Below are 25,666 nucleotides of genomic sequence, written 5' to 3' on the forward strand. Positions count from 1 at the left end.
AATTTAATAATATTTCAGAGTATTGCCAGGTGATTTTATGAAACCAGTGTTAATGGACTTTTCCGCAACGTGGTGTGGACCTTGCAGGATGCAAAAACCAATTCTTGAAGAACTGGAGAAGGATTATGCCGACAGGGTGGAGTTCAAGATAATTGACGTGGATGAAAATCAGGAACTCGCTTCCAAATACGGCATACATGCTGTCCCGACCCTTATTATTGAGAAAGACGGTACAGAAATAAAACGCTACATGGGAGTTACCCAGAAGAGCGTGCTTGTTACTGAACTTGATAATCTATTGTAATCAATCTCAAACTAACTTTCCTATTTATTTTTTCATTGTTTACGATTTTTCTACTCCAAACAGGGTTTTTTTGCGGATGTATCCCTTTTTTTGAGAGCCAGCGTTTTTCGCCCCTTCCGGCAAGAAGTAGTAAATACCTTGAAGAGAATCTTCTCCGGGATTGTCTTGATTTCAAAAAAATTAATAGATCTTGGGGTGCTGGCCCTTCGGCAGAAGAATTCCAGAGGAAGTTTCAAACCCCACCTGTCCTTACGTTTCAGGAGCCGGGCAGGAGAACTCCGTATGTTTTCCGTTGACACTACCCGTTCTCCCAAAAAATGCATCCAGCCCGATGCCTACCTGATAACACATGCTCATTCCGATCATCACGGCAAGTCCGCCATGCTCTCCGAAAAAGCGATATGTTCCGAAAAGACGGCTCTCGCCCTGGAGCTCAGGCACGACAGGGAATATATAGGGAGGACGTTTCGATCGGGAGATAGCATTGATGTGGGAGGAGTCGAGGTCAGGGCTTACCCCACGGGGCATACGGTAGGAGCCGTTGCTTTTTACTGGGAAAACGATGTCGGCACGAAAATCCTGGTTACGGGAGACGTCAAGGACGCAGGTGCCCTTCCGTCCTGTGATGTCCTGATTACTGAAGCCAATTACGGGGATCCTTCGGACCCTTCCTGCCATTTTGAAGACGACCCGGAAAGCCTGAAAAGGGCTCTTTTCGAAAACGGTTTCGAAAAGAATATCGAGAACGGAGGAGTTGCTTTCGGGGCCTATGATTTCGGAAAAGCCCAGAGGACCGTGGAACTTCTACGGGGTTTCGGCTACGAGGGAACAATCCGGATGGCTTCAAAAGGCAGGACCCTGACAGACCGGATGCTGGAAAGTGCCGGAAACCTTGCAGGGCTTGAGGGAGAAGATGGGGATTCCGGGATTTTTGTCGTGCCTCCGTGGGACCTTGGAAAGCTCCCCCAGAACATTAAAAAGTATGTGCTGACATGCAGGACCGATTATTCCTACCCGAACATCAGGATCAGCGACCATCTGGACGCAGGGGGGCTTGAAGCCATGGTCAGAAAGCTCAATCCCGAAGTTGCGGTCATCTACCACCCCGGAGGGCCGAGGCCGGGGAGGTTCTCGGAACACCTTAATTCCCTCGGAATCGATTCGATTTCCCTTGATCGGATCGGTAATGTTTTAAGCAATGAATTTATTTAAAAAAAGAACAATCAATATGGCTAACAAAAGCTTGAGTATATTTAAACCATCTTACATTAAATTACATTCCATTACTCACCTGCACGTTTAAGAGTCAATTATAGCATCAGGGTGCATTACGCCCTTTCAGGCAGGTATTCTAATAATCAAGATTTTTCCCCCTTTCATCAGAAGCTGACATTCAGGAGATAAGGCACGGTGAGCAAACAAACCCCCAGGTCTAAAAGTTTGAAGTCCAGAATGGCAGAAGCCTTGGAAAAAACAGAACAGGCAAAACAAGCAAAAATGGAAAAGGTAGCAAAGCAGGCCCCGAAAGGCCCCGAAAGCGAGGATGCGGCTCCGGAGAAAAAGAGTATTATCAAGGAAAGGACCCCGGAAGAAAAAGAAAAGGCCCACAAAGAGGGTATTATAAAGACCCTTGTAGCGGCCGTTCTTGGAATTCTTGCCGGGTTCGTATCTTTCAGCCAGTATGGAGCAGGGGAGGACAGGATCTGGTATGCCCTGCTTATGATAATCATTGCCCTCACCTACTATGCCCAGAAGCTGATCTATCCGGCCCTCAAGATCAGCACTAAAGAGTTCAAGTTCAAGGACTGGTTCTTTGTGGAGTTCATTGTCCTGGACTTCTTTCTTGTGACCTGGACTCTCCTTTTGAACTGAGCTTTTGCTCGGAAACAGGCTTTCCTCAGGAAGGCCTTTTACCATTTATTTACAGGGCCTTTTTCAAATAATTAATTTTTAAATATTAAATAATTAATTTTTAAATTTCACGTAATTAATTTTCAAATTAAAAACGTTTTTTAAGGGATGATCATGCGAATAGCGATACTTAATAAAGACAGGTGTCAGCCCCGCCGGTGCAGCCATGAGTGTGAAAAGTACTGCCCAAGGGTCAGGACCGGGGACGAGACGATTGTGTTCGGGGAAGACGGGAAACCCTTCATTTCCGAGGAACTCTGTGTGGGTTGCGGGATCTGCGTAAACAAGTGCCCCTTTGATGCCATCATGATCATAGGGCTGCCGGAAGCCTTGCAGGTGCCGACCCACAGGTACGGGCCAAACGGTTTTGCCCTTTTCGGGCTGCCTGTGCCGCAGGTAGGAAAGGTTACAGGAATTCTCGGGCCGAACGGGATAGGGAAGAGTACCTGCGTCCAGATCCTTTCAGGAGCTCTTGTCCCAAATTTCGGGGAAGGGGAAGGGAGCTGGGACAGGGTGCTCGAAAACTATGCGGGAACAGCCCTTCATGACTACTTTCGGGCCGTGGTCGGCGGGAAGGTAAAGGTATCTCAGAAGCCGCAGTACGTGGACTTGATTCCCAAAGCTTTCAAGGGCAAGACCTCCGCACTGCTGGAAAAGACCGACGAGAGAGGAGCCCTTGAAGGGCTTATTGACTATCTGGATCTTAGAGGCGTCCTCGACCGAAACGTCTCGGAACTCAGTGGAGGGGAACTTCAGAGGATGGCCATTGCGGCCTGTGCGGCAAGGGATGCCCAGTTTTATTTCTTTGACGAAATCAGCCCTTACCTGGATATCCACCAGCGGATCAGGGTGGCCCGTCTGATTCAGGAACTTTCCAAAGAAAAAGCCGTTCTTGTGGTCGAACACGACCTGGCCATCCTGGACATGCTGGCTGATGTGATCCATGTGGCATACGGTGAACCCGGTGGGTTTGGTGTGATTACCCAGCCGAAGAGTGTCAGGATCGGGATCAATCAGTACCTTAAAGGCTTCCTCCCCGAAGAAAATATCCGCGTCCGCCCCGAAGCTATCAAGTTCGAGGTCCACCCCCCAAAAAACGAGAGTAAAATTGAGGCCGCTGTTACTTTTGGGGCTTTCTCTAAAAAGTACGGGGAAGGCTTTTCCCTTAAGGCCACGGGTGGAGATATCAGGAGAGGCGAGGTGCTCGGAATCGTCGGGCAGAACGGGATTGGAAAATCCACTTTCGTGAAGGTGCTTGCAGGAGAAATTAAGCCTGATGAAGGAGATCCCGGAATTGACGTTAAGATTTCGTACAAGCCCCAGTACATCAAGGCTGACATCCAGATGAACGTGCGGAGCTTCCTGCAGGGAATTTCCAGAAAGTTCGGGACCAGTTACTATGAAGTGGAGATTTCAAACCCCTTGCAGCTCGAAAAGATTTATGAGCGCATGCTGGATGACCTGAGTGGAGGAGAACTCCAGCGCGTGGCAATTGCGGCCTGTCTCTCCCGGGAAGCCGACCTCTATATTCTGGACGAGCCGAGCGCCCATCTGGACGTGGAACAGCGCTCCATGGTCACGAAGGTCATTAACCGCTTTGCCGAAAACAACCAGAAGACCGTCATGGTGGTTGACCATGATATCTATATGATCGATATGCTCTGTCACCGCCTCCTGGTCTTTGAAGGAAAACCCGTCGTTTACGGGGAGGCCCACGGGCCCTTCAGTATGCAAAACGGCATGAACAGGTTCCTGAAAAATCTGGGAATCACCTTCCGCCGGGATGAAGAAACCAAACGCCCCAGGGTGAACAAACAGTCTTCAAGGCTTGACAGGGAACAAAAGGAAAACGGCAACTACTATTACGCAGCTGCCGAGTGAAGCCCGCATTGCACTGCCCGAGTTGTAATGCCCGAATTCCGATTCGCCCGAATTCCGATTCGGGAGCTCGGGGTCCGTTTCGCTCGCTTCGCTCACTCAAGCGGACTATTAACGTATATTTAGCCTGGTTGCGATGAACTCTCAACAGCCCGGGGTCCTTCTCGCTTCGTTCGAGAGGACTTTTAGGAAGCATCGATTTTAGTTCCTTTAGTTCACTTCGTTCGAGGGGACTTTCAGGAAGTATCGGATTCAGTTCCCGAAGTTCGCTTCGTCTGGGAAGACTGTCCGCTTGCTTCCGATCTCTAATTACTTTTTTATCTGATGCGGGAGTTTCTGATTTTATGAAGATTGAGAGCCTCGACCTGCCGGAAGTTGTGAAGCGTTTTTATATTGAGTCCGGGATTGCGGAACTTTATCCGCCCCAGGCGGAGGCCGTTGAGAGGGGACTTTTGGAGGGGAAAAACCTCCTTGCGGCTATTCCTACGGCCTCGGGAAAGACTTTGCTGGCCGAGCTTGCGATGTTGAAGTCCATTCTTGGGGGAGGAAAGGCGCTCTATATAGTGCCCCTCCGGGCTCTGGCTTCCGAGAAGTTCAGGCATTTTCAGGAGTTTGCGGAACTCGGGGTAAAGGTTGGAATTTCCACGGGGGACTATGACCAAAGGGATGAGGGGCTCGGGTCAAACGATATTATTGTGGCAACTTCGGAGAAGACGGATTCTTTGCTCCGGAACGAGACTGCCTGGATGCAGAAAATTTCGGTGGTCGTGGCCGATGAGGTCCATTTGATTGATTCTCCCAACCGGGGGCCTACCCTGGAGGTCACACTTACAAAACTCAGAAGGATAAACCCGAAATGTCAGATCCTGGCCCTTTCGGCGACCATTGGAAACGCGAAGGAGCTTGCGGGCTGGCTGGAGGCGGAACTCGTCCTGAGCGAGTGGAGGCCCACGGAACTGCGGGAGGGGGTCTTCCTGGACGGGACCTATTATTGCAGGGACTTTGAAAGGCCTGTCCGGAAGGAGGACCCGGACGATGCGGTATCCCTTGTGCTTGACACCCTTCAGGAGGGAGGGCAGTGTCTGGTTTTTGAGAGCAGCAGGAAAAACTGTACGGGTTTTGCCAGGAAGGCTGCTCCCAGGGTTGGAAAGCTCCTATCTTCCGGGGACCGGAAAGCCCTTGCCCTGCTCGCGGAAGGGGTCCTGGACTCCAGTGAGACCGAAACCGGGGCTGAACTGGCCTCATGTATCCGTTCGGGGACGGCTTTCCACCACGCGGGCCTGAACACGGCTCTGCGGGATATTGTGGAAAGGGGATTTCGGGAGGGCAGGATAAAGCTGATTTCAAGTACCCCCACTCTGGCAGCGGGTCTGAACCTGCCGGCAAGGAGAGTTATTGTCCGGAATTACAGGCGCTATTCCCCGGGGGCCGGGATGCAGCCCATCCCTGTCCTGGAATACAAGCAGATGGCAGGAAGGGCAGGGAGACCCAGGCTTGACCCTTACGGGGAAGCTGTGTTGCTTGCAGGTTCGAATGAGGCGCTTGTGGACCTTTTTGGGCGCTATATAGAGGCCGGGCCTGAAGAGATCTGGTCCAAGCTCGGGACCGAAAACGCACTCCGGACGCATGTGCTGTCCACAATCGCAAACGGCTTTACCCGGACGAGGGAAGAGCTTATGGGCTTTCTGGAAGCGACCTTTTTTGCGTTCCAGTACTCGAATTTCGGGCTGGCCTCGGTTGTGGACGAGTGCCTATACTTTTTGAAGAATGAAGGGATGCTCGAGGACTCCGAAAGCCTCAGGGCAACCAGTTACGGGGTGCTGGTTTCAAGGCTCTACCTCGACCCCCTCTCCGCATCGATTTTAGTGAACGGGCTGAAAAAGGCGGGGCGTTTGACCGACCTGACCTTTCTCCACCTGGTCTGCAGCACCCCCGATATGCGGCAGCTCTATATGCGCCGGCCCGATTATGGGCCTGTAAATGACTTCGTGGTCTCCCACATTAAGGAGTTTGCGGAGGTCCCAAAGCCCTTCAAGAATGCGGAATACGAGTGGTTCCTGGCCGAAGTCAAGACCGCCCTTATGCTGACGGACTGGATTCGGGAAAGGCCTGAAAACGAGATATGCGATAAGTTCGGGATAGGAGAAGGGGACATCCGGGCAATTGCAGATATCGGGGAATGGATCATGCACGTCCTTTCTCAGCTTGCGGGCCTGCTGGACCTGGAAGGGGCGGAGAACGCAAAGGAACTTGAGAAGAGGCTCCATTACGGGGCAGGCCCTGAACTCATGGAACTGCTCGGCATAAAGGGCGTCGGACGGGTCAGGTCCCGGAAACTTTATTCCGCAGGTTTTACCACCCTTTCCGGTCTCCTTGAAGCGGACCCGAAAACGGTGGCTGCAGTCGTGGGGCCACGAGTCGCTGCAAGGATTTTCAGGCAGCTCGGCCGCCCTGAGAAAGCAGAGGAAGCATCCAGGAGCCGGGAAAAAACCGGGCCTGAAAAAAAGTTAGGAGAAGAACAGAAAAACATTAATGATTTCTGAAACGCCCGAGTTCCGCTTCGGCACCCGAGTTCCGCTTCGGGAGCACGGTGTCCGTTTCGCTCGCTGCGCGAGCTCAAGCGGACTATAAACCTTATTTTGGAGATCCTTTTTTCTTTTTCCATTCTCTTTTCTTTCAATTTTTCCTTTCTCTATTCTCTTTTCTTTTTTTTCGTTCTCTTTTCTCTTTCTCTTCCTCTTTTTTCTTTCAATTTTCCCAATTTATCCCATCTTTCCATCCATTTTTTTTAGAATTAAAGTCATGCAAACGGCCCGGAGTGAAAATATTAAATTGGATCAGGGGTTTTATGGTTGCAGTCAACATAACATCTAAAATAAAGATTAATCAAAAAATTAATTTTAAGCAGGAGACAATGGGCATGTTATTTAAAAAATTATCAGATGTATCGGAAGCTGAAATGCAGAACTTGCTCTGCCGGGAAGCGGGGCTTGCCGATGTGGGAGAAACGGTTGCAGGCGTCCTTGCGGATGTACGTACAAAGGGAGACGAGGCCCTGCGGGAGTATACGAAGAAATTCGATAGGGTGGAGCTTGAAAGCTTTGAGGTGAGTAAAGAGGAAATCGAAAAGGCTGTCCGGGAAATTGACGCGAAACTTCTGGGACACCTTGAGAAGGCAGCAGCTAACATCCGGGCCTTCCACGAGGCGCAGCTTCCTGAAAAGATCTGGTTCATGGAGTTTTCCCCCGGGATTGAACTGGGACAGAAGGCGACTCCTCTGGAAAGTGTCGGGGCTTACGCTCCCGGAGGCCGGGCTTCTTACCCATCAACCGTGCTCATGACCGTGATTCCGGCCAGGGTGGCAGGAGTTGAAGAGCTTATTGTCTGCACTCCCCCACGGGCTGACGGGTCTATCCTTCCCCTGACGCTTGCTGCGGCGAAGGTGGCGGGAGCCAATAAGGTCTTCAAGCTCGGTGGAGTCCAGGCCATCGGAGCCATGGCCTACGGGACAGAGTCCGTTCCGAAAGTCCAGAAGATTGTGGGACCTGGAAATGTCTTTGTAACGGCCGCCAAGATGCAGGTCAGAGACGTTGTGGAAATCGATTTTCCAGCTGGTCCGAGCGAGGTTTTGATTATTGCGGACGACACAGCGGAACCTGTAATGGCGGCTGCGGACATTATCGCCCAGGCCGAGCACGACCCTAACGCCGTATCCGTCCTGGTAACTCCCTCAGAAGCTCTCGCGGAAGCTGTTAAGAAAGAAGTCTTTTTACAGGCCGGAAAAACAAAAAGGAGTGAAATCGTAAAACTTTCCCTTGAAAATGCCGCAGTCCTTACACTTGAGTCTCTGGAGGCATGTATTGACTTCAGCAACAAATTCGGGCCGGAACACCTTGAAATAATGGTCGAAAATTCGGATTTCGTGCTTGACAGGATTAAAAATGCCGGATCTATCTTTGTGGGGAACTATGCTCCAGTTTCGGCGGGAGACTATGCGTCCGGTACCAATCACGTGCTGCCAACTGCAGGGTATGCGAAACTCTACTCGGGACTCAATATAAACCACTTTATAAAGTATTCAAGTATTCAGAAAATCAGCAAGGGGGGACTTGAAAGTCTGAAAGAAACTATAATCGCATTAGCCGAGGAAGAAGGCCTGCAGGCACACGCCGATGCTGTGAGAGTCCGGTTCGCCGAGCAACCTTATAAATAATGTTATCGCTAATCGATACTTATATAAGAGGTTAAACCGTAAGAAAATTTGTTATATTAATAAATAAGGAGTAGTGGGGATTGGTATGAAAATCAGAGTAGTTAGTTCAAGGGAAGAAATTCCGACCTTAAATCCAAATGAAAAGGTAGTACATCTTGCGTTTCGGCCTTCCAACAGAGACGTGTTCACGCTTGCGGAAACATGCCCGAAAATCGAAGCGATCCAGCTTCCGAAATCTTACCGCCGGACCGTCTCGAAGTCAATAGAAATGTTCCTGGACATGCAGAAAATCAACCTCCTCGAAGGGGATGTATGGGGACACAGGAAGGACATAAACGAGTACTACAATGTCTCTCAGAACGTGCTGGGAAAGCTTCAGGAACTGAAAGCTGAGCGCTTATCAAATGATCTGATCGCTGAAAAGATTTCAAGGGAGAGCAAACTCAATACGGACATGATTCTCTATATCCTGAGCAAGAAATCTATGGAATGATCCGGGGGAGGATTTACCTATATTTTAAGCGGTTTGTTCAGGGCCTGTTGTCTTCAACATTTCCTGTTGACTCAGGAGTGAGGCCTGAATGGCCTCAGGAGCGTACAGATTTTAAACCTGTCCGGCCTTCTTAAAAATACTTTTACCAGGGGGTTTCATTAAAAGGGGGAACCGAAGAAACCTGAGTAATCTGTTTTTTGGATTCGGCCCTTTTTTTATCGGAAGCCTGCAGCCAGTTCACACCCTGGAACCGGAAATCTCCGGAACCGGAAATAACCAGACACCCAACTCCATTAATTAACCCTTACTTAAAAGGCTGCAGTCTTTATAAAGTGTGTCGTTGATTGTAAACCAGTACTCAGTCAGGGGCGCCCATACTTCTTTTATTAATTATTTATTCAGGGCTTAAACCCACACTTAACCATAGAAAATTATTTAAAGATGGCCGCAGTATAAATTTTATTTGATTTAAAATAAGGCAGAAGATTGGGGGATTGTTATGAAAATAAGAGTTGTGAGTTCAAGAGATGAGATCATTTCTTTGAACCCAAACGAAAAGGTCGTTCACCTTGCGTTCAGGCCTTCCAACAAAGATATCTTTTTGTTAGCGGAGACCTGTCCGAGGCTTGAGGTAATTCAGCTTCCCAAGTCCTACAAGCGCACGATTTCCAGATCGATCGAAATGTTCCTGGATATGCAGAAAGTCCAGTTGGTGGAAGGAGATGTGTGGGGGCACAGGAAGGACATCAATGAATACTACACTGTACCATCTCAGGTAATCGAAAAGATCAAAGAAATGAAAGCTAAAGGCGTTCCTGCAGAGGAAATCTCGGAAAAAATACCGAGGGAAAGCAAGCTTAACTCGAAGATGGTCATGTACATTCTGAATAAAAAAGAAATCGAATAAGTTCATTTTTGATTTAAATGAGATGGGGAGGCCGGGAGGAGTTTAAAACTCCTCTAGCACCTGCTTTTCAGAACCTGGAAGGTCCTTTTTTAGAACCTGTAAGACCTGTTTCCAGCCTTATGCCCCATTCCTTTTCTCCTTTTTCAAGTCATTTCTTCAAAGTATATGTCATAGGCAGTCATGTCAAAGTGCCCGTGTCCGCTCAGGTTAAAGAGGATGGTCTTTTCTTCACCTGTCTTTTTGCACTTCAGGGCCTCGTCGATTGCACAGCGGATTGCGTGGGCAGACTCGGGAGCCGGGATAATTCCTTCCGTCCGGGCAAACTGCACCGCCGCATCGAAGATCACTTTCTGGTCGTATGAAACGGCTTCCATCAGGCCTTCGGCGTAGAGCTTACTGATGATTGGAGAATCTCCGTGGTAGCGTAGGCCTCCGGCATGGATTGCGGGCGGGACATGGGTGTGGCCCAGGGTGTACATCTTGAGCATGGGGGTCATTTCGGCCGTATCCCCGTAATCATACCTGAAATCGCCCTTTGTGAGGCTCGGACAGGACGAAGGCTCAACCGCAATGACCCTCGGGTCGTGCGTTCCTTCAAGCTTGTCCTTGATGTACTCAAGCCCTATACCACCCAGGTTACTTCCACCTCCGCAGCAACCGATCACGACGTCCGGATAGGTATCCTCCTGTTCAAGCTGTTTTTTGCTTTCCGACCCTATGATGGTCTGGTGCAGCACAACGTGATTTAAGACACTGCCGAGAGCATACTTTGTGTTATCATGGGTTACCGCATCCTCCACCGCCTCACTGATCGCAACGCCAAGAGTTCCCGGGGTGTCAGGCTGCTCTTTTAAGATCGTCCTCCCGAATTCCGTATCAGGGCTCGGAGATGGGACAACTTTTGCACCCCAGATATTCATCAGGGATTTCCGGTAAGGTTTCTGGTAGAAACTCGAGCGGACCATGTAGACCTTGCATTCCATATCGTAATAGTTACAGGCCAGGGCAAGGGCGCTTCCCCACTGTCCAGCTCCGGTTTCGGTGCTTATCCTCTCGGTTCCCTCTTTCATATTATAGTAAGCCTGGGCAATCGAAGTGTTGGATTTGTGACTGCCTGAAGGACTTACCCCCTCGTACTTGTAGTAGATTTTTGCAGGGGTCTTGAGGGCTTTTTCCAGCATGTGAGCCCTGTACAGGGGGCTTGGTCTCCAGAGCCTGTAAACCTCACGCACTTCTTCCGGGATGTCGATGTAGCGTTTGTCGCTCATTTCCTGTCTGATGAGCTCTTTAGGAAAAATGAGCTCAAGCGCCTTAGGGTTCAGTGGTTCCTTTGTCTGCGGGTCAAGAGGAGGGTCAAGCGGAGTCGGAAAGTCAGGCAGCACATTGTACCATTTCTTCGGCATTTCGTTTTCGTCAAGGATGATTTTTGTCTTTTCCATAAGTCAAATCCCCTAAAAACATTATGTATATATTTGTACTTTGATGTATTTAAATGTGACATATATGACATGGATGAGTATCACATAACGTATATGTACTTTACGGATTTTATCCACGAGATTATACAAATAACTGGCAAATAATATGAAAAAAAAACGGAAATGAATATGGAAAAATGAATGTGAAAAATGGAAAAAAAATGGAAAAAGTAGATGTGGAATTTTTAGCCCAACTTTTCCGCAAGCTTGAGAGCGGTTTTTGCGACCACCATTGCGCTTGAACCCAGAACCCGGACCATGGGTTCTTTTCCAACCCCGCCCCTGTCATAGATGATCTCCGGAACCCTTCCACAGGCCTTTATAGCTTCCGAAGTCCCCCAGTCCATACTGCTCACGGCCCCGGGTTCATCAGCCCTGTCAAAGGAAGATACGGAAAGTTCCAGGGCCATGCAGGCGGAAATGACCTCATCCGAGAATTTCACGTTTACGGCGCCCCTCATACCGGGATCATACCGAAGAGCCGCAAGGATTATCCCTGCCACATGCTGGCTGGCCCCAAACTCCACGCAGCCCACGGGCCTTGCCCTTCCCCTGTACCTGACAATCCTGCCCTCCACTGCGGCAACGTCTCCGTAAGCTCTGGCCCCGGGAATTGCCATGCCTATATTGCAGCCGACTTCCGGGATGAGTTCTGCGAACTTCGGGCTGGCCTCAAGGAGGGTCAGGGCTTTTCTGGTGTTTTTGAGGACCTCATAGCGGCTTTCCCTTTCCAGAGTCGCACCCAGGGGATTTACCGGAGAAACGCCGTGTCCCACGGGGATGCTGTGTCTTATTGCCTCTACCACAAAGCGTTTCGCCTCCCCTGCGGCCTCCTCGAGGCTCAGGCCCCGGGCCAGGCAGGCGGTCAGGGCCGAGGAATAGGTGCAGCCTGTGCCGTGGGTTCCCCCTTCCACAAACTCTCCGGAAATAACAGTAAACCTGTCCGGAGCAGCTTCGTATAAGAGGTCCGAAGCGTCCAGGTGCCCTCCGGTGACGATCACGGCTTCAACCCCCAGGTCTGCAATTTTCCGGGCGGCCTTTTTCGCGTCTTCCCTGTCATTGACAGGCAGGCCTGCCAGGGCCCCGGCCTCGATGGAGTTGGGGGTTGTGACCTTGCAGAGGGGGAGCAGCTCCCCCCTCAGCACCTGCAAAGCCTCCTTTCTCAAAAGCTCACCTCCGGCTTCTGCGGCCATAACCGGGTCTATCACGAGGGATAAACCGTATTTCCGGACCTGCTTTGCAACCTCCCTTACGATTTCAGGGCCCGCAAGCATCCCGGTCTTTGCCCACCTGACATCCATATCCGTGCAGACCGCCTCGATCTGCCTGGCAACGGCGGCCGGAGACAGGTCAAAACTGGCTTTCACTCCAGTGCTGTTCTGGGCTGTCACAGAAGTTATTGCACAGGTACCGTGGGCCCCGAAGGCCGCAAAGGTCTTCAGATCAGCCGCGAACCCTGCTCCTCCTCCCGAATCCGAACCTGCAATTGTCATTACGATAGGTTTCTCGATCATAATTATTAGCCCTATTTTTTAGTATTTCCTTATAACTGAATAATTCGGCCCGTTTTTCAGTATGAATATAATAAGGTTATTATGAGGTTTTCAACTCACTCAGCAGAAGAGGTCCCCTTTTTCAAAAATCTGAACTTTCAGGCGAAGGTTTTAGGAAGAAGTGCTTGATTCTTCGATAGCTTTATATATTGTTTTTACGACTTTGTTGCGTATAACATATATTGTGTTTACAGACCTTAGTACAAAAGATGTTACACAGAATATCATTATTAGCAGCGATTGATTTAACTCTGGATTAACTATTTATATTGATATAGAGAATGATTTGATTTATAATATTTTAAGGGGATTTCAAGGATGGCAAATCGACCTCTGGACATACTGAACAACGCACTGGATACGCCCGTTATTGTCAGGTTGAAAGGCGCACGCGAATTTAGAGGCGAACTGAAAGGTTACGATATTCATATGAACCTCGTACTTGACAATGCTGAAGAATTAAAAGAAGGAGAAATCGTAAACAAGTTTGGAAGTGTTGTCATACGCGGCGATAACGTGGTATATGTATCCCCGTAAGCTATATCAAGCACTTCATGTATTACTGTTAATCTCAGGTGCCTGAAGGGCCTTCCATAGGCCCTTGAAAACAGGTAGTTTCACTAATAAAAGCTGCTTTTCTCAAGGCAGGTTTTTCAGATTAAAAAGCAGGATACTCAAACCATTTTAATTTTTTATAAGCAGGAGACTTGAAAATGAGTAAAGGCACAGCATCAATGGGAAAGAAGCAGAAGCACACGCATATCAAATGCAGGAGATGCGGCAGCGTTTCTTTCAACATACACACAAAACAGTGCACATCATGTGGTTTTGGAAAGTCCACCCGCATGAGAAGTTACAAGTGGAAAGCAAAGTGCAAGTACTAATTGCAATTGAAAACCCTCAATTGCAATTTAACCTATTATTATAAATTAAAAAATGGGATTAGCCCTCAATTCACTATTTTTACTACACCGGAGGTCTATATTGAAAGAGGAATGCGGGGTTGCAGGCCTTGTTATCCCGGAATGCAAGCCTCAATCAAGTACTGTCGCTTTCAAACTTTATTACGCCCTTTATGCTCTCCAGCACCGGGGTCAGGAATCGACAGGTATAATAGTGTACGACGGCACGTCCCCCTATTCCATTAAGGGTATGGGGCTCGTAGCGGATGTATACTCAAAGGAGTCACTGGGCCGCCTGAAGGGAAACGTCGGGATAGGGCACGTACGCTATTCGACTACAGGCTCTTCCAGGATCGAGAACTGCCAGCCTTTTATCCTGAATTTCAAGGGTGGAGTTATCGCTCTTGCCCACAACGGGAACCTGGTAAACGCCACGGAACTAAGAGATGAACTTGAGTCCGAAGGCCGGATTTTCGTAAGCGACTCCGATACCGAGGTCATTGCTCATCTGCTCGTAAAGGAACTGATAAAGCATGAACCTGTGGAATCGGTCCGGAACGTCATGCACAGGCTCTCGGGTTCTTATTCCCTGGTAATTCAGATAGACGACGTCCTGATCGCAGTCAGAGACCCCCTGGGACTCAAGCCTCTCTGTTACGGAGAGGTGGACGGAGGATATGCCATTGTTTCGGAAAGTGTTGCAATTGACACCCTGAATGGGAAACTGATCAGGGACGTGAGACCCGGTGAGGTCCTGGTATTCAGGAAAGGTGAGATCGAAAGCCACCAGGTGGCAAACGAGCTGCGCCCGGCCCACTGCGTCTTCGAGTACATCTATTTCGCAAGACCCGATTCCATTATCGACGGCAAACTCGTCTACAAGGTAAGGAAAAGAATAGGCAGGGAACTTGCAAGAGAACACCCTGTGGATGCGGATATAGTGTCCCCTGTTCCTGACTCAGGGATTACCTCGGCCATCGGCTACGCCCGGGAATCCGGAACCGAATACCTTGAAAGCCTCATGAAAAACCGTTATATAGGCCGCACCTTTATCCTTCCGGGACAGGAGATGCGGGAAACAGCGGTCAGGCTCAAGATGAACACGATTCGGGAAAACATCGAGGGAAAGCGCGTGGTCCTTGTGGACGACAGCATCGTCCGGGGCACAACCTCAAGGCGGATCATAGACATGGTCCGGAAAGCCGGCGCATCCGAGGTGCACGCAAGGATAGGAAGCCCTGCGATCATAGCCCCCTGCTATCTTGGGATCGACATGGCCACCAGGAAGGAATTGATCGCTTCCGAAAGAAGCATACATGAAGTTACGGGCCTGATCAATGCCGATTCCCTGGGCTACCTGAGCATAGAAGGACTCATGAGAGCTCTGGGATGCGATAGAAATAATATGTGCGTGGGCTGCCTGACCGGCGAGTACCCGGTGGAAATTAAGGGAGAAAACTGCCGGAAGGGACAGTTGAAGTTGAAAGATTTTGAATGATTTGTAGAATAAGAGCCTGCGGCAAAAAACCTGCTAATAATTCTGGTTTATTAACAACTTTGTTGTTAATGTAAAGCCCCGCAGAGGCTCTTATTTCTTTTTTTTAGTGCTTCTTTTTTAGTGCGTATTTTTTAGACCTGTACTGTGCAAATTATTTTTTTACACATTCGGCCCCAAGCAGGGTAATGTTCACAACCCTTTCCCTCGGCCCGTCCATCTCTGCGAAAAACACACTCTGCCAGGTTCCGAGTTCAAGTTTCCCGTCTGTTATGGGCAGGGCTTCACTTGAGCCCAGGAGCAGAGCTTTCAGGTGAGCATCGGCATTGTTATCTGTCCGGTTGTGCAAGTAACCGGCCCCGTCCGGGACAAGCCTGTTAAGGAGAGCCAGGATATCTTTCCTGAGACCACTTTCGTTTTCGTTGATAATTATGCTCGCTGTGGTGTGGCGGGTACTGAGAATACAGATCCCATTTTCTATGCCACTTTTTCTGACTGCTTCCTCTACATCGGCCGTGATATCAATCAATTCGATACGTTCCGAGCTTCTTAGTTTCAGGTTTTTGCCTCCTGTTTATATTTATAATGTTTTTAAAACAGATAAAGTATCGGAATCAAACACATATAGAAAAGTAATGCTCAGAATTTATGATTTTCCGGGCCGGGAAGGCAATTTTAAAAGAATGTAAAAGGAGGTTATGCGGGGGCCAGAGAATAACCCCTGCTTTAATAAGGATTACGGACTCAGGTCTTAAAGGAATGCTGCTGGAGGAAATTCTGGGAGATTTTCGACAGAGAAACGCTCTCTCAGATATTCCGAAAACGACTGTTTCCGGTTTTCCGGGATCATGCTCTTGAAATTTTTAATATTTTCCGGAGCACTCCGAATTTTTCCATGATTATCACTTCTTTACGGGAAACAAAACGGCGGTCGCATAAGAGAAAGCCATGTAAAACAGGTCTTAAGGTTTCTTTTTGTGCTGGTTCGTGCATAAATTATTTCTCCTTCCTGAAGCGCGATTGTTAAAAGGTGTACGGAATCTTATTACCTATTCAATATTATTAATTGTTTCCTATTCTGGACCGATATAATCCTGGAAAATAGAAAAGTGAAGAAAGTTTAAAAAATTAAAAAAAAAAAAATTGGATTGAGCTGCGAAAAGCACGAAAGGTCGATTTCCCTTCAGGCCCCGCACTCCACCGACCTGACTACAGGCTCTGTTTTCAGAAGCCTGTTCAGGAAGAGCTTTGCCCAGACAAAGGCAACCATTGCTCCAATCCCGTTTCCTGCCACGAGTCCCCACCAGATGCCGACGGTCCCCATGTCGAACACAAAAGCGAAAAGGGCCGCAAAGAGGGGGGTCATCACAATGGTTCTGAGAATCGTTGCGGCAAGGGCGTTCATGCCTTTTCCCGCCCCCTGGAAGAGGGAAGACGAGAGCATCCCGAAAGAAACGGTCGGGTAGAAGATGCATATAATCCGCAGAAAGACTGTCAGGTCCCCTGCTATATGGGCCGCACCTTCGGCCTGGGTAAAGACCGAGGCAATCCAGGGGGCCAGGACAAAGGTCGCAAGGGCGAGTACAGTCTCGATCAGGAGCCCGAGTTTGATCGAGTAGGAATGGGCAGCTTTCGCTTTTTCAAAATCCCGGGCCCCGAAAGCGGCTCCTGAGACTGAGACCATCGCCATTGAAATTCCTATCAGGGGGGCGATTGCGATTGTTGCGACCCTCCAGCCCGTGGAATAGACCGCGACTCCGTCCGTATTGCTGACCACAACGATAATGAGGTTTATGATAAGGGCTGTCAAAGCCATGGTAATCTGCTGGACGGAAGCGGGAACTCCTACCTTGAAGATGTCCCGGACAATGCCCCTGTCAAAGCTGAAGTTTCCGAAATCGAAAGAGAGGTAACTGTCTTTTTTGACAAAGAACCAGTAGAGCATCATAATGCAGGAAAGCCCGAAGGAAATAAGCGTCGCCCAGGCAGCTCCCGCAATCCCCATATCCAGCCTGTAAATGAAGATCGGGTCAAGCACGATATTCAGGGCGGAGCCCATAACCATGGCCAGCATGGCCCGTTTTGAGTCTCCCTCGGCCCGGAGAATGGCATTTCCCACGTTTGCAAAGAAGACTATGAGGCTGCCTCCGAAAAGCACCTTCGAGTAGGCGACCGCAAGGGCTGTGGTCTTTCCGGCTCCACTTAGTATGAAGAGATCTTCCACAAAGGCAAGAGATAACACGGTAAAGACGGCCATGACCAGGAGCATTATGACAAGCGTATGCACGCCCACATTGTCGGCCCCGACCTTGTCCCTGGCCCCGATTCTCCGGGAGATTGCAGCTCCCCCCCCTACTCCCAGCCCGTTTGTGAGGGCCATCTGAATAAAAAAGAAGGGGAAGATGAAACCCATCGCAGCCAGGGCATCAGCTCCGAGCCCCGAGACCCAGAAGGTGTCCACCAGGGTGTAAATGGTCTGTATGGACATGGCCACTATCATGGGGATCGCCAGTTTCACTATGGCCTTTTTCGGGTCTCCCTGAAGGGTCTTTACGCCCTTTGTATCTTTATTTTCGGTTTTATCGGCCGAAACCGTATCCTTAAATGTTTTTTTAGTCATTTCCCTATCATCTCTTAATAAAAATCAGCGCTTGATTACGGTTTCCTTTCGTCAAGCTTCTTAAATACTTTCAAAAGGCTTTCCAGACTGGCCTGGTATTCAATTATATCCTCTTCATCAAGCCTGTTCAGAATTTCGGATACGCTTTCTTCAGTCTTTTCCATGAGCCAGGCCCTGTACTCCATCCCTTTTTCCGTAAGGGACACTAGAGTCTTTCTCCTGTCCCCGGGATCCCCATTCCTGTACACAAGCCCTTTTTCTTCGAGCGCATCAACCATGCTGGTGAGGCTTCCTTTTTGCAGGTCCAGATATTTTCCCAGCATTGAGGGCATGACCTCTCCTTTTCCCCCAATGATCATGACGGCCCGGTTCTGGTTTTTGTTCAGGCTGTAGGGGCTCTCCTTTATCTGGTGAAATATGCTTGCGAAATGTTTGTGAATGAGGTGAAGCACTTCAAATTGTAATCTTACGGCATCTTTTACCTTTTCGTCTTTCATTTTTTACACCCCTATCAGCGATTTTGGTGAATTGTTTAATTTAAAATAGTTTGATTCTTTATAATTCGTATATAATTTGTTAGATTTCTAACTAAATACCATGGTTTCTATTTATAGTTTCTTGTTTTGGAAGAGTGGGAAAAATAGCATTGTATTTTTTGTCTTTATCTCAGGCTGATCCGGATATCATATAAAAAATAGAAAAAGTCCGATAAAAAAATAGGAAAAGACAGATGTGAAGCCATCCGTATTTAACTTTAGGAAGTTTTTCAATCTTGCTTATTCCATGACTTCCTCATTTTCCACTGACCAGGCCGGCTGCTCTATGGCAAGGAAACAAAGGGATAAATTTCCAGTATTTTCGAGATACTGAACCTCATTTGCGGGGACATGGATAAGCTTTCCTTCGCGGAGGGGCACGGGCACATCATCGATAGTTTCAATCCTTGTTTTAGTGGATCTTGCCCGCGGACCTATCTAACCCTTTTCAAAAGCTGGTTGTCAAGTTGTTTCAATCCTTGTTTTAGTGGATCTTGCCCGCGGACTACTGACCCCGCTTTTTTCCGTGCTCTTTGCCTTGTTTCAATCCTTGTTTTAGTGGATCATGCCCGCGGACTACTGACCCCGCTTTTTTCCGTGCTCTTTGCCTTGTTTCAATCCTTGTTTTAGTGGATCTTGCCCGCGGACTTTGATGTACTCTCGTAGAATCGCAACGATACAACGTTTCAATCCTTGTTTTAGTGGATCTTGCCCGCGGACTATTTATAACCTCGTTGATTCATCTGCAACCGGGGGGTTTCAATCCTTGTTTTAGTGGATCTTGCCCGCGGACAGGTATTTCATCACTTACCACTGAAATAGCAGTTCCGTTTCAATCCTTGTTTTAGTGGATCTTGCCCGCGGACCGGAAGCTCTTGGACCTGGAGCCGCTGGAAATCCTGTTTCAATCCTTGTTTTAGTGGATCTTGCCCGCGGACTTCACGCGGTCCTTTTTCAGGTTGAAGTCCACGTTTGGTTTCAATCCTTGTTTTAGTGGATCTTGCCCGCGGACGCATGATTTATTTTCCGAAGGGTGGGAAATACTCGAAGTTTCAATCCTTGTTTTAGTGGATCTTGCCCGCGGACAAAATCCTTTTGATTTCATACACGCCATCGTGTTAGTTTCAATCCTTGTTTTAGTGGATCTTGCCCGCGGACGAGATCAGTGCAATAAATTCAATGATATGTTATAAGTTTCAATCCTTGTTTTAGTGGATCTTGCCCGCGGACACGGGACTAGGGGAGCCGTCAGAGTTGAACCTTCTAGTTTCAATCCTTGTTTTAGTGGATCTTGCCCGCGGACTTCCCCCAACCTCTTCCGGCCCGGATATTCCAGAGTTTCAATCCTTGTTTTAGTGGATCTTGCCCGCGGACGCGACCCTCATAAAAATGGGGATGTCAACCCGGCAGAGTTTCAATCCTTGTTTTAGTGGATCTTGCCCGCGGACAAGGTCGAGAAGAAAGAGATGGTAGAGGATGGATGCAGTTTCAATCCTTGTTTTAGTGGATCTTGCCCGCGGACCTAACTCAAGCGTGCGCTCGTCTCCAAGCTCACGAGTTTCAATCCTTGTTTTAGTGGATCTTGCCCGCGGACAAACGCACAAAAAAAGAGCTATTTGATACAAAACTGAAGTTTCAATCCTTGTTTTAGTGGATCTTGCCCGCGGACTTTCTCCGCTCACGATTTCGCCTCCAGGAGTTCGGGTTTCAATCCTTGTTTTAGTGGATCTTGCCCGCGGACAAACCCTGCTTTATCTACATCATTTCCGGTCTTGGGTTTCAATCCTTGTTTTAGTGGATCTTGCCCGCGGACTGGGTCGGGCGGAAGCGGGATTGTGCCCGTGACCAGTTTCAATCCTTGTTTTAGTGGATCTTGCCCGCGGACGAAAATTTATACAGATGGATCAACCACACTTATATGTTTCAATCCTTGTTTTAGTGGATCTTGCCCGCGGACAAGACTGCTCGAAGAGCAGAAGGGGCATTTGAAACGTTTCAATCCTTGTTTTAGTGGATCTTGCCCGCGGACGACACTCCCCCCGGTTTCTCCAGAAACGGGAATGATAGTTTCAATCCTTGTTTTAGTGGATCTTGCCCGCGGACGGCTCCTGCCATTCATGTGTTTTATTGTGATCAATGGTTTCAATCCTTGTTTTAGTGGATCTTGCCCGCGGACTCATTTCCAGCAGTAAGATCAACGGTAGCCGTTTTTGGTTTCAATCCTTGTTTTAGTGGATCTTGCCCGCGGACCCAGCAACCCCTCTCAGAAGCTTTGTAATAGTTCTCGTTTCAATCCTTGTTTTAGTGGATCTTGCCCGCGGACAGCAATACAAAGTGATTGAAGGGACTTCCCGCTTAAGTTTCAATCCTTGTTTTAGTGGATCTTGCCCGCGGACGTGCGGACACCGGAGGATATGGCAACCGTCTGTTTGTTTCAATCCTTGTTTTAGTGGATCTTGCCCGCGGACACGGTTAGGACTGATTGATTATGTTTGAGCACTCGAGTTTCAATCCTTGTTTTAGTGGATCTTGCCCGCGGACACTGGAAAACCACGAGGAATAATCATGAATAGATTGTTTCAATCCTTGTTTTAGTGGATCTTGCCCGCGGACAGCGAAGAAGATGCGGAAGAGTTCGAGAAATTCAGTTTCAATCCTTGTTTTAGTGGATCTTGCCTGCGGACTTAGATTTGTAAGAAATATATAGTTCCTATAATTCTGTTTCAATCCTTGTTTTAGTGGATCTTGCCCGCGGACACACGCTTATATCATTTAATACTTTTGGCATTATTAGTTTCAATCCTTGTTTTAGTGGATCTTGCCCGCGGACATATCAAGCCAAGACACGACACCTACCGGGATTGTTTTGTTTCAATCCTTGTTTTAGTGGATCTTGCCCGCGGACCATCAACATAGGGCTTTTGTTCAGTAGATGTCATTTATGTTTCAATCCTTGTTTTAGTGGATCTTGCCCGCGGACACTTCTGGCCGGGTATACGTTCCAAAGAGTTGGATAGGGTTTCAATCCTTGTTTTAGTGGATCTTGCCCGCGGACTAGTTATACTGTTACACGATGTTAATCCAACTACCGGTTTCAATCCTTGTTTTAGTGGATCTTGCCCGCGGACGTTCTGTTATCTCCCCAGATACCTCAGTGTCCTTGGTTTCAATCCTTGTTTTAGTGGATCTTGCCCGCGGACTGGTGAGTTTGTGGCACTGTTTATAATATAGCCCTCTGTTTCAATCCTTGTTTTAGTGGATCTTGCCCGCGGACTAATGATCTCCCGCCCGATACTACGGTGCTCCTCGTTTCAATCCTTGTTTTAGTGGATCTTGCCCGCGGACAAGTATATACTTTTCGGGGGCAGTGCGCTCCCAACCGTGTTTCAATCCTTGTTTTAGTGGATCTTGCCCGCGGACGGGTCAACCTGGACTCTCACAACATCCATTATATAAGTTTCAATCCTTGTTTTAGTGGATCTTGCCCGCGGACCTGCGCCAACTTCGAACATTTTAGACCCATCTCCATGTTTCAATCCTTGTTTTAGTGGATCTTGCCCGCGGACTCTTAATTTATCAAGTACCGCAGACCCAACAAAAGGGTTTCAATCCTTGTTTTAGTGGATCTTGCCCGCGGACATTGCGCGCGAATGTACAATTTACAAGCATTGCACGGGTTTCAATCCTTGTTTTAGTGGATCTTGCCCGCGGACATGACGCTGAAACCGTTAAAAATCATGTAGCCGAGTTTCAATCCTTGTTTTAGTGGATCTTGCCCGCGGACAAACCGGCGCGGCGTTACTGTGAGAAAAGTAACCAGTTTCAATCCTTGTTTTAGTGGATCTTGCCCGCGGACCAAAATCGGCACCAGCGAAGCCGTTATACGCTGGAAGTTTCAATCCTTGTTTTAGTGGATCTTGCCCGCGGACAGAGTATAAATTAGAGTATAAGTTAAATTGTTAATCGTTTCAATCCTTGTTTTAGTGGATCTTGCCCGCGGACGGGTCCTGGAGGAGTGACGCGGGCAGGTTGGGCTTTTGTTTCAATCCTTGTTTTAGTGGATCTTGCCCGCGGACCATTCTTATTTTATCGTTAGGTAGATGTTTACGAGTTTCAATCCTTGTTTTAGTGGATCTTGCCCGCGGACAATTGAGAAAGGGATCGAACTATTAAGAGGGATGTTTCAATCCTTGTTTTAGTGGATCTTGCCCGCGGACACAAGGTTCTTAGATATGTTTATAGATTAGCAATTGCGTTTCAATCCTTGTTTTAGTGGATCTTGCCCGCGGACTGGGACTGCGTGAATATAAGCCCACGGTCCACAGTATGTTTCAATCCTTGTTTTAGTGGATCTTGCCCGCGGACAACGCTTACGGCCTGGGAGGCTGCGCCCTGGGTAAGGTTTCAATCCTTGTTTTAGTGGATCTTGCCCGCGGACTATTATTAATTGCGGGAATGCAGTTTGGAGCTAAGGTTTCAATCCTTGTTTTAGTGGATCTTGCCCGCGGACTACTACGTTGTAGTATCCCAAATAAGAAACATTGTGTTTCAATCCTTGTTTTAGTGGATCTTGCCCGCGGACTTTTCCCTTACTTCATTTTCCCATATAGAACCGGGAAGTTTCAATCCTTGTTTTAGTGGATCTTGCCCGCGGACTAATGTACGGGGACTGTGAGATGTGCGGAAAGGAAAGTTTCAATCCTTGTTTTAGTGGATCTTGCCCGCGGACTCTTCGAGGCTGTGCGGGGTTGTTTTCGCCAAATTGAGTTTCAATCCTTGTTTTAGTGGATCTTGCCCGCGGACTCTGAAAAGTAATGAACTTTCAGTCCTTCTGTTGTTTCAATCCTTGTTTTAGTGGATCTTGCCCGCGGACTTCATTATATGACAGCTTCCGGCTTTACTCTCAAGTTTCAATCCTTGTTTTAGTGGATCTTGCCCGCGGACTCTTTAACGGACACCATTCAGGCACGTCAACATAGTTTCAATCCTTGTTTTAGTGGATCTTGCCCGCGGACCGTTCTTCTGTTTGTTTTGTCGGTGAAGTTGACCCGGGTTTCAATCCTTGTTTTAGTGGATCTTGCCCGCGGACATGAAGCTCCCGAAGCTGACGCACTACCTGACAGCGGTTTCAATCCTTGTTTTAGTGGATCTTGCCCGCGGACGATTAGATTGGGATATGAAGAAAACCAATCAGACAGTTTCAATCCTTGTTTTAGTGGATCTTGCCCGCGGACTTCAAAAACGATTCCCACAAAAACAAGAGAAAACAGTTTCAATCCTTGTTTTAGTGGATCTTGCCCGCGGACAATGGCGCGGGTATAGGTTGAGATATCCACGGACAAAGTTTCAATCCTTGTTTTAGTGGATCTTGCCCGCGGACGATAGTTTCTTCTAACCCTGTTTTTGAATATAAAAGGTTTCAATCCTTGTTTTAGTGGATCTTGCCCGCGGACCCCCAATAACACGAGCTCAGCAAGCACACCGAAAATAGTTTCAATCCTTGTTTTAGTGGATCTTGCCCGCGGACTCGGCCGGGTTTCGGCTGAGGATATGGCAGCAGGTATGTTTCAATCCTTGTTTTAGTGGATCTTGCCCGCGGACAGTTCTGCTCATTATTTCACACCCTTATTAATTTGTTTCAATCCTTGTTTTAGTGGATCTTGCCCGCGGACTGCTTAGGATGAAGGGGGAGAAGGGGGAAGAAAAGTTTCAATCCTTGTTTTAGTGGATCTTGCCCGCGGACCCGGACCATTCAGGGCAAGCCTGGAAGATCTATGTTTCAATCCTTGTTTTAGTGGATCTTGCCCGCGGACTACTACTGCGACATATGCGGGGCAAGATGTGGAATGTTTCAATCCTTGTTTTAGTGGATCTTGCCCGCGGACAGAGTGCAAAAACGAAGTAAAAGCATATTATATTTAGTTTCAATCCTTGTTTTAGTGGATCTTGCCCGCGGACAGGGGCTGGGGGAAGCCATCCTCCTGACGAACACCGGGTTTCAATCCTTGTTTTAGTGGATCTTGCCCGCGGACACGGATCAGTGTGGTCAGCCGGTGCAATCGGACCGACGTTTCAATCCTTGTTTTAGTGGATCTTGCCCGCGGACACGGTAGCCCTAAGGGAAGGCGCAGGATGAGAAAAAGTTTCAATCCTTGTTTTAGTGGATCTTGCCCGCGGACTCGCAAGTTCTCGAAGTGATACTCTGAGATACCGAACAGTTTCAATCCTTGTTTTAGTGGATCTTGCCCGCGGACATGATAACCTGTGAGAATCCAGAAGAGCAGAACCGAAGTTTCAATCCTTGTTTTAGTGGATCTTGCCCGCGGACTTGAATTTAGATATACACTTTGCAAAGCTCTCTGGGTGTTTCAATCCTTGTTTTAGTGGATCTTGCCCGCGGACCTGAAGCATACAGATGCCCCGAGTTGAGACTGAGAGTTTCAATCCTTGTTTTAGTGGATCTTGCCCGCGGACATGCGGAAGGAAAAGTATCAAGCGTAGAAAATCAAAGTTTCAATCCTTGTTTTAGTGGATCTTGCCCGCGGACATTTCTCCGCTCATTCCTTCGCCCCCTCGTAGCAAATGTTTCAATCCTTGTTTTAGTGGATCTTGCCCGCGGACTTTATAAGGAAGTATAATCATGAGTGAACACAAAAGTTTCAATCCTTGTTTTAGTGGATCTTGCCCGCGGACGGTTAATGCTCCAAATGATGCTCGGACGAGCGTTAGTTTCAATCCTTGTTTTAGTGGATCTTGCCCGCGGACTGGAATGTTTACATCATGCTTGTCTAAATCTACATGGTTTCAATCCTTGTTTTAGTGGATCTTGCCCGCGGACAGCAACCAGGGAAACCAGACCAGCCCGCTATTTCTGAGTTTCAATCCTTGTTTTAGTGGATCTTGCCCGCGGACTTAGAAAATTAATGTACCAAGGCCGAAGTAGAGGTAGTTTCAATCCTTGTTTTAGTGGATCTTGCCCGCGGACAACGGTTCTAGTTCGGTTGTAGACTGCACAAACCAGCAGAGTTTCAATCCTTGTTTTAGTGGATCTTGCCCGCGGACCAACAGGCCCGGAAAGCTCAATCATCCCTTCCATGTTTCAATCCTTGTTTTAGTGGATCTTGCCCGCGGACATTTGCTGTTCACATCCCGCAAAAGTGGACCTGTTTCAATCCTTGTTTTAGTGGATCTTGCCCGCGGACAATTGGTTAGGGAAATCTATTATAAGGACCCGTCTTTGTTTCAATCCTTGTTTTAGTGGATCTTGCCCGCGGACGAAGATCTCCTGAGCTTGAAGCCTGGACCTTGCAGGGTTTCAATCCTTGTTTTAGTGGATCTTGCCCGCGGACATGTTTTATTTGCTGAGTATGCCGGAG

Annotated in this window: 16 protein-coding genes and 1 CRISPR repeat array (1 of these 17 cut by a window edge); of the genes, 11 read left to right on the forward strand and 5 right to left on the reverse strand. The window is 48.2% G+C overall.

Annotated features, from left to right (window positions below):
* Nucleotides 1–37 precede the first annotated feature (37 nt).
* The 8 genes from trxA to ACZ5QV_RS02815 all read left to right on the forward strand — a co-directional run bounded on the left by trxA (nucleotide 38) and on the right by ACZ5QV_RS02815 (nucleotide 9,706).
* Complete coding sequence (gene trxA / locus ACZ5QV_RS02780) at nucleotides 38–304, forward strand: thioredoxin (protein ID WP_464601124.1); 267 nt, start codon at nucleotides 38–40, stop codon at nucleotides 302–304.
* A 165-nt stretch (nucleotides 305–469) separates the two neighbouring features.
* The gene (locus ACZ5QV_RS02785) at nucleotides 470–1,516 is read left to right on the forward strand and encodes an MBL fold metallo-hydrolase (RefSeq protein WP_464602013.1); all 1,047 of its coding nucleotides are present in this window, start codon (nucleotides 470–472) and stop codon (nucleotides 1,514–1,516) included.
* Nucleotides 1,517–1,801: 285 nt separating this feature from the next.
* Nucleotides 1,802–2,176 carry an EMC6-like membrane protein gene (locus ACZ5QV_RS02790; RefSeq protein ID WP_464602014.1) on the forward strand — a complete coding sequence of 125 codons (375 nt, stop codon included), beginning with the start codon at nucleotides 1,802–1,804 and terminating at the stop codon, nucleotides 2,174–2,176.
* A 153-nt stretch (nucleotides 2,177–2,329) separates the two neighbouring features.
* Nucleotides 2,330–4,096 carry a ribosome biogenesis/translation initiation ATPase RLI gene (locus ACZ5QV_RS02795; RefSeq protein WP_464601125.1) on the forward strand — a complete coding sequence of 589 codons (1,767 nt, stop codon included), beginning with the start codon at nucleotides 2,330–2,332 and terminating at the stop codon, nucleotides 4,094–4,096.
* A 341-nt stretch (nucleotides 4,097–4,437) separates the two neighbouring features.
* Nucleotides 4,438–6,636 (forward strand): ATP-dependent DNA helicase, encoded by a 2,199-nt coding sequence (locus ACZ5QV_RS02800; protein ID WP_464601126.1) that lies wholly within the window; start codon nucleotides 4,438–4,440, stop codon nucleotides 6,634–6,636.
* Between the two features lie 377 nt (nucleotides 6,637–7,013).
* Nucleotides 7,014–8,306, forward strand: coding sequence for a histidinol dehydrogenase (gene hisD / locus ACZ5QV_RS02805; protein WP_464601127.1), 1,293 nt, complete (start codon nucleotides 7,014–7,016; stop codon nucleotides 8,304–8,306).
* Between the two features lie 85 nt (nucleotides 8,307–8,391).
* A complete protein-coding gene (locus ACZ5QV_RS02810; protein WP_464601128.1) occupies nucleotides 8,392–8,799 on the forward strand; it encodes a DUF1699 family protein in 408 nt (135 codons plus the stop codon).
* Between the two features lie 499 nt (nucleotides 8,800–9,298).
* Complete coding sequence (locus ACZ5QV_RS02815) at nucleotides 9,299–9,706, forward strand: DUF1699 family protein (RefSeq protein ID WP_464601129.1); 408 nt, start codon at nucleotides 9,299–9,301, stop codon at nucleotides 9,704–9,706.
* A gap of 143 nt (nucleotides 9,707–9,849) precedes the next feature.
* On the opposite strand, the gene ACZ5QV_RS02820 is transcribed toward ACZ5QV_RS02815, so the two are convergent.
* Both ACZ5QV_RS02820 and thiD read right to left on the reverse strand, forming a co-directional pair.
* Nucleotides 9,850–11,145, reverse strand: coding sequence for a TrpB-like pyridoxal phosphate-dependent enzyme (locus tag ACZ5QV_RS02820; RefSeq protein ID WP_464601130.1), 1,296 nt, complete (start codon nucleotides 11,143–11,145; stop codon nucleotides 9,850–9,852).
* Nucleotides 11,146–11,369: 224 nt separating this feature from the next.
* Nucleotides 11,370–12,698: a bifunctional hydroxymethylpyrimidine kinase/phosphomethylpyrimidine kinase gene (gene thiD / locus ACZ5QV_RS02825; protein ID WP_464601131.1), complete on the reverse strand. Its 1,329-nt coding sequence runs from the start codon at nucleotides 12,696–12,698 to the stop codon at nucleotides 11,370–11,372.
* A 357-nt stretch (nucleotides 12,699–13,055) separates the two neighbouring features.
* Between thiD and ACZ5QV_RS02830 the strand changes: the two genes are divergently transcribed.
* From ACZ5QV_RS02830 to purF, 3 genes are all read left to right on the forward strand, one after another.
* Nucleotides 13,056–13,274, forward strand: coding sequence for an LSm family protein (locus ACZ5QV_RS02830; RefSeq protein WP_464601132.1), 219 nt, complete (start codon nucleotides 13,056–13,058; stop codon nucleotides 13,272–13,274).
* 176 nt (nucleotides 13,275–13,450) lie between these two features.
* A complete protein-coding gene (locus tag ACZ5QV_RS02835) occupies nucleotides 13,451–13,621 on the forward strand; it encodes a 50S ribosomal protein L37e (protein WP_464601133.1) in 171 nt (56 codons plus the stop codon).
* 100 nt (nucleotides 13,622–13,721) lie between these two features.
* Nucleotides 13,722–15,137: an amidophosphoribosyltransferase gene (gene purF / locus ACZ5QV_RS02840; protein ID WP_464601134.1), complete on the forward strand. Its 1,416-nt coding sequence runs from the start codon at nucleotides 13,722–13,724 to the stop codon at nucleotides 15,135–15,137.
* Nucleotides 15,138–15,288: 151 nt separating this feature from the next.
* Here purF and ACZ5QV_RS02845 read toward each other — a convergent pair whose 3' ends face one another.
* The 3 genes from ACZ5QV_RS02845 to ACZ5QV_RS02855 all read right to left on the reverse strand — a co-directional run bounded on the left by ACZ5QV_RS02845 (nucleotide 15,289) and on the right by ACZ5QV_RS02855 (nucleotide 18,251).
* The gene (locus ACZ5QV_RS02845; protein WP_464602015.1) at nucleotides 15,289–15,693 is read right to left on the reverse strand and encodes a secondary thiamine-phosphate synthase enzyme YjbQ; all 405 of its coding nucleotides are present in this window, start codon (nucleotides 15,691–15,693) and stop codon (nucleotides 15,289–15,291) included.
* A gap of 624 nt (nucleotides 15,694–16,317) precedes the next feature.
* Nucleotides 16,318–17,754 carry an MATE family efflux transporter gene (locus tag ACZ5QV_RS02850; RefSeq protein ID WP_464601135.1) on the reverse strand — a complete coding sequence of 479 codons (1,437 nt, stop codon included), beginning with the start codon at nucleotides 17,752–17,754 and terminating at the stop codon, nucleotides 16,318–16,320.
* A 35-nt stretch (nucleotides 17,755–17,789) separates the two neighbouring features.
* Nucleotides 17,790–18,251 carry a MarR family winged helix-turn-helix transcriptional regulator gene (locus tag ACZ5QV_RS02855; protein WP_464601136.1) on the reverse strand — a complete coding sequence of 154 codons (462 nt, stop codon included), beginning with the start codon at nucleotides 18,249–18,251 and terminating at the stop codon, nucleotides 17,790–17,792.
* 436 nt (nucleotides 18,252–18,687) lie between these two features.
* A CRISPR array of direct repeats spans nucleotides 18,688–25,666; the repeat unit is 37 nt; unit sequence GTTTCAATCCTTGTTTTAGTGGATCTTGCCCGCGGAC; it runs 263 nt beyond the window's last position.

It is taken from the genome of Methanosarcina baltica (assembly GCF_055394095.1).

Coding starts and splice junctions, on each gene's coding strand:
- ACZ5QV_RS02795 (WP_464601125.1), top strand. CDS start 2,330: ATGCGAATAGCGATACTTAATAAAGACAGGTGTCAGCCCCGCCGGTGC.
- trxA (WP_464601124.1), top strand. CDS start 38: ATGAAACCAGTGTTAATGGACTTTTCCGCAACGTGGTGTGGACCTTGC.
- ACZ5QV_RS02800 (WP_464601126.1), top strand. CDS start 4,438: ATGAAGATTGAGAGCCTCGACCTGCCGGAAGTTGTGAAGCGTTTTTAT.
- hisD (WP_464601127.1), top strand. CDS start 7,014: ATGTTATTTAAAAAATTATCAGATGTATCGGAAGCTGAAATGCAGAAC.
- ACZ5QV_RS02850 (WP_464601135.1), bottom strand. CDS start 17,754: ATGACTAAAAAAACATTTAAGGATACGGTTTCGGCCGATAAAACCGAA.
- ACZ5QV_RS02820 (WP_464601130.1), bottom strand. CDS start 11,145: ATGGAAAAGACAAAAATCATCCTTGACGAAAACGAAATGCCGAAGAAA.
- ACZ5QV_RS02855 (WP_464601136.1), bottom strand. CDS start 18,251: ATGAAAGACGAAAAGGTAAAAGATGCCGTAAGATTACAATTTGAAGTG.
- ACZ5QV_RS02790 (WP_464602014.1), top strand. CDS start 1,802: ATGGAAAAGGTAGCAAAGCAGGCCCCGAAAGGCCCCGAAAGCGAGGAT.
- ACZ5QV_RS02815 (WP_464601129.1), top strand. CDS start 9,299: ATGAAAATAAGAGTTGTGAGTTCAAGAGATGAGATCATTTCTTTGAAC.
- ACZ5QV_RS02810 (WP_464601128.1), top strand. CDS start 8,392: ATGAAAATCAGAGTAGTTAGTTCAAGGGAAGAAATTCCGACCTTAAAT.
- thiD (WP_464601131.1), bottom strand. CDS start 12,698: ATGATCGAGAAACCTATCGTAATGACAATTGCAGGTTCGGATTCGGGA.
- ACZ5QV_RS02830 (WP_464601132.1), top strand. CDS start 13,056: ATGGCAAATCGACCTCTGGACATACTGAACAACGCACTGGATACGCCC.
- ACZ5QV_RS02835 (WP_464601133.1), top strand. CDS start 13,451: ATGAGTAAAGGCACAGCATCAATGGGAAAGAAGCAGAAGCACACGCAT.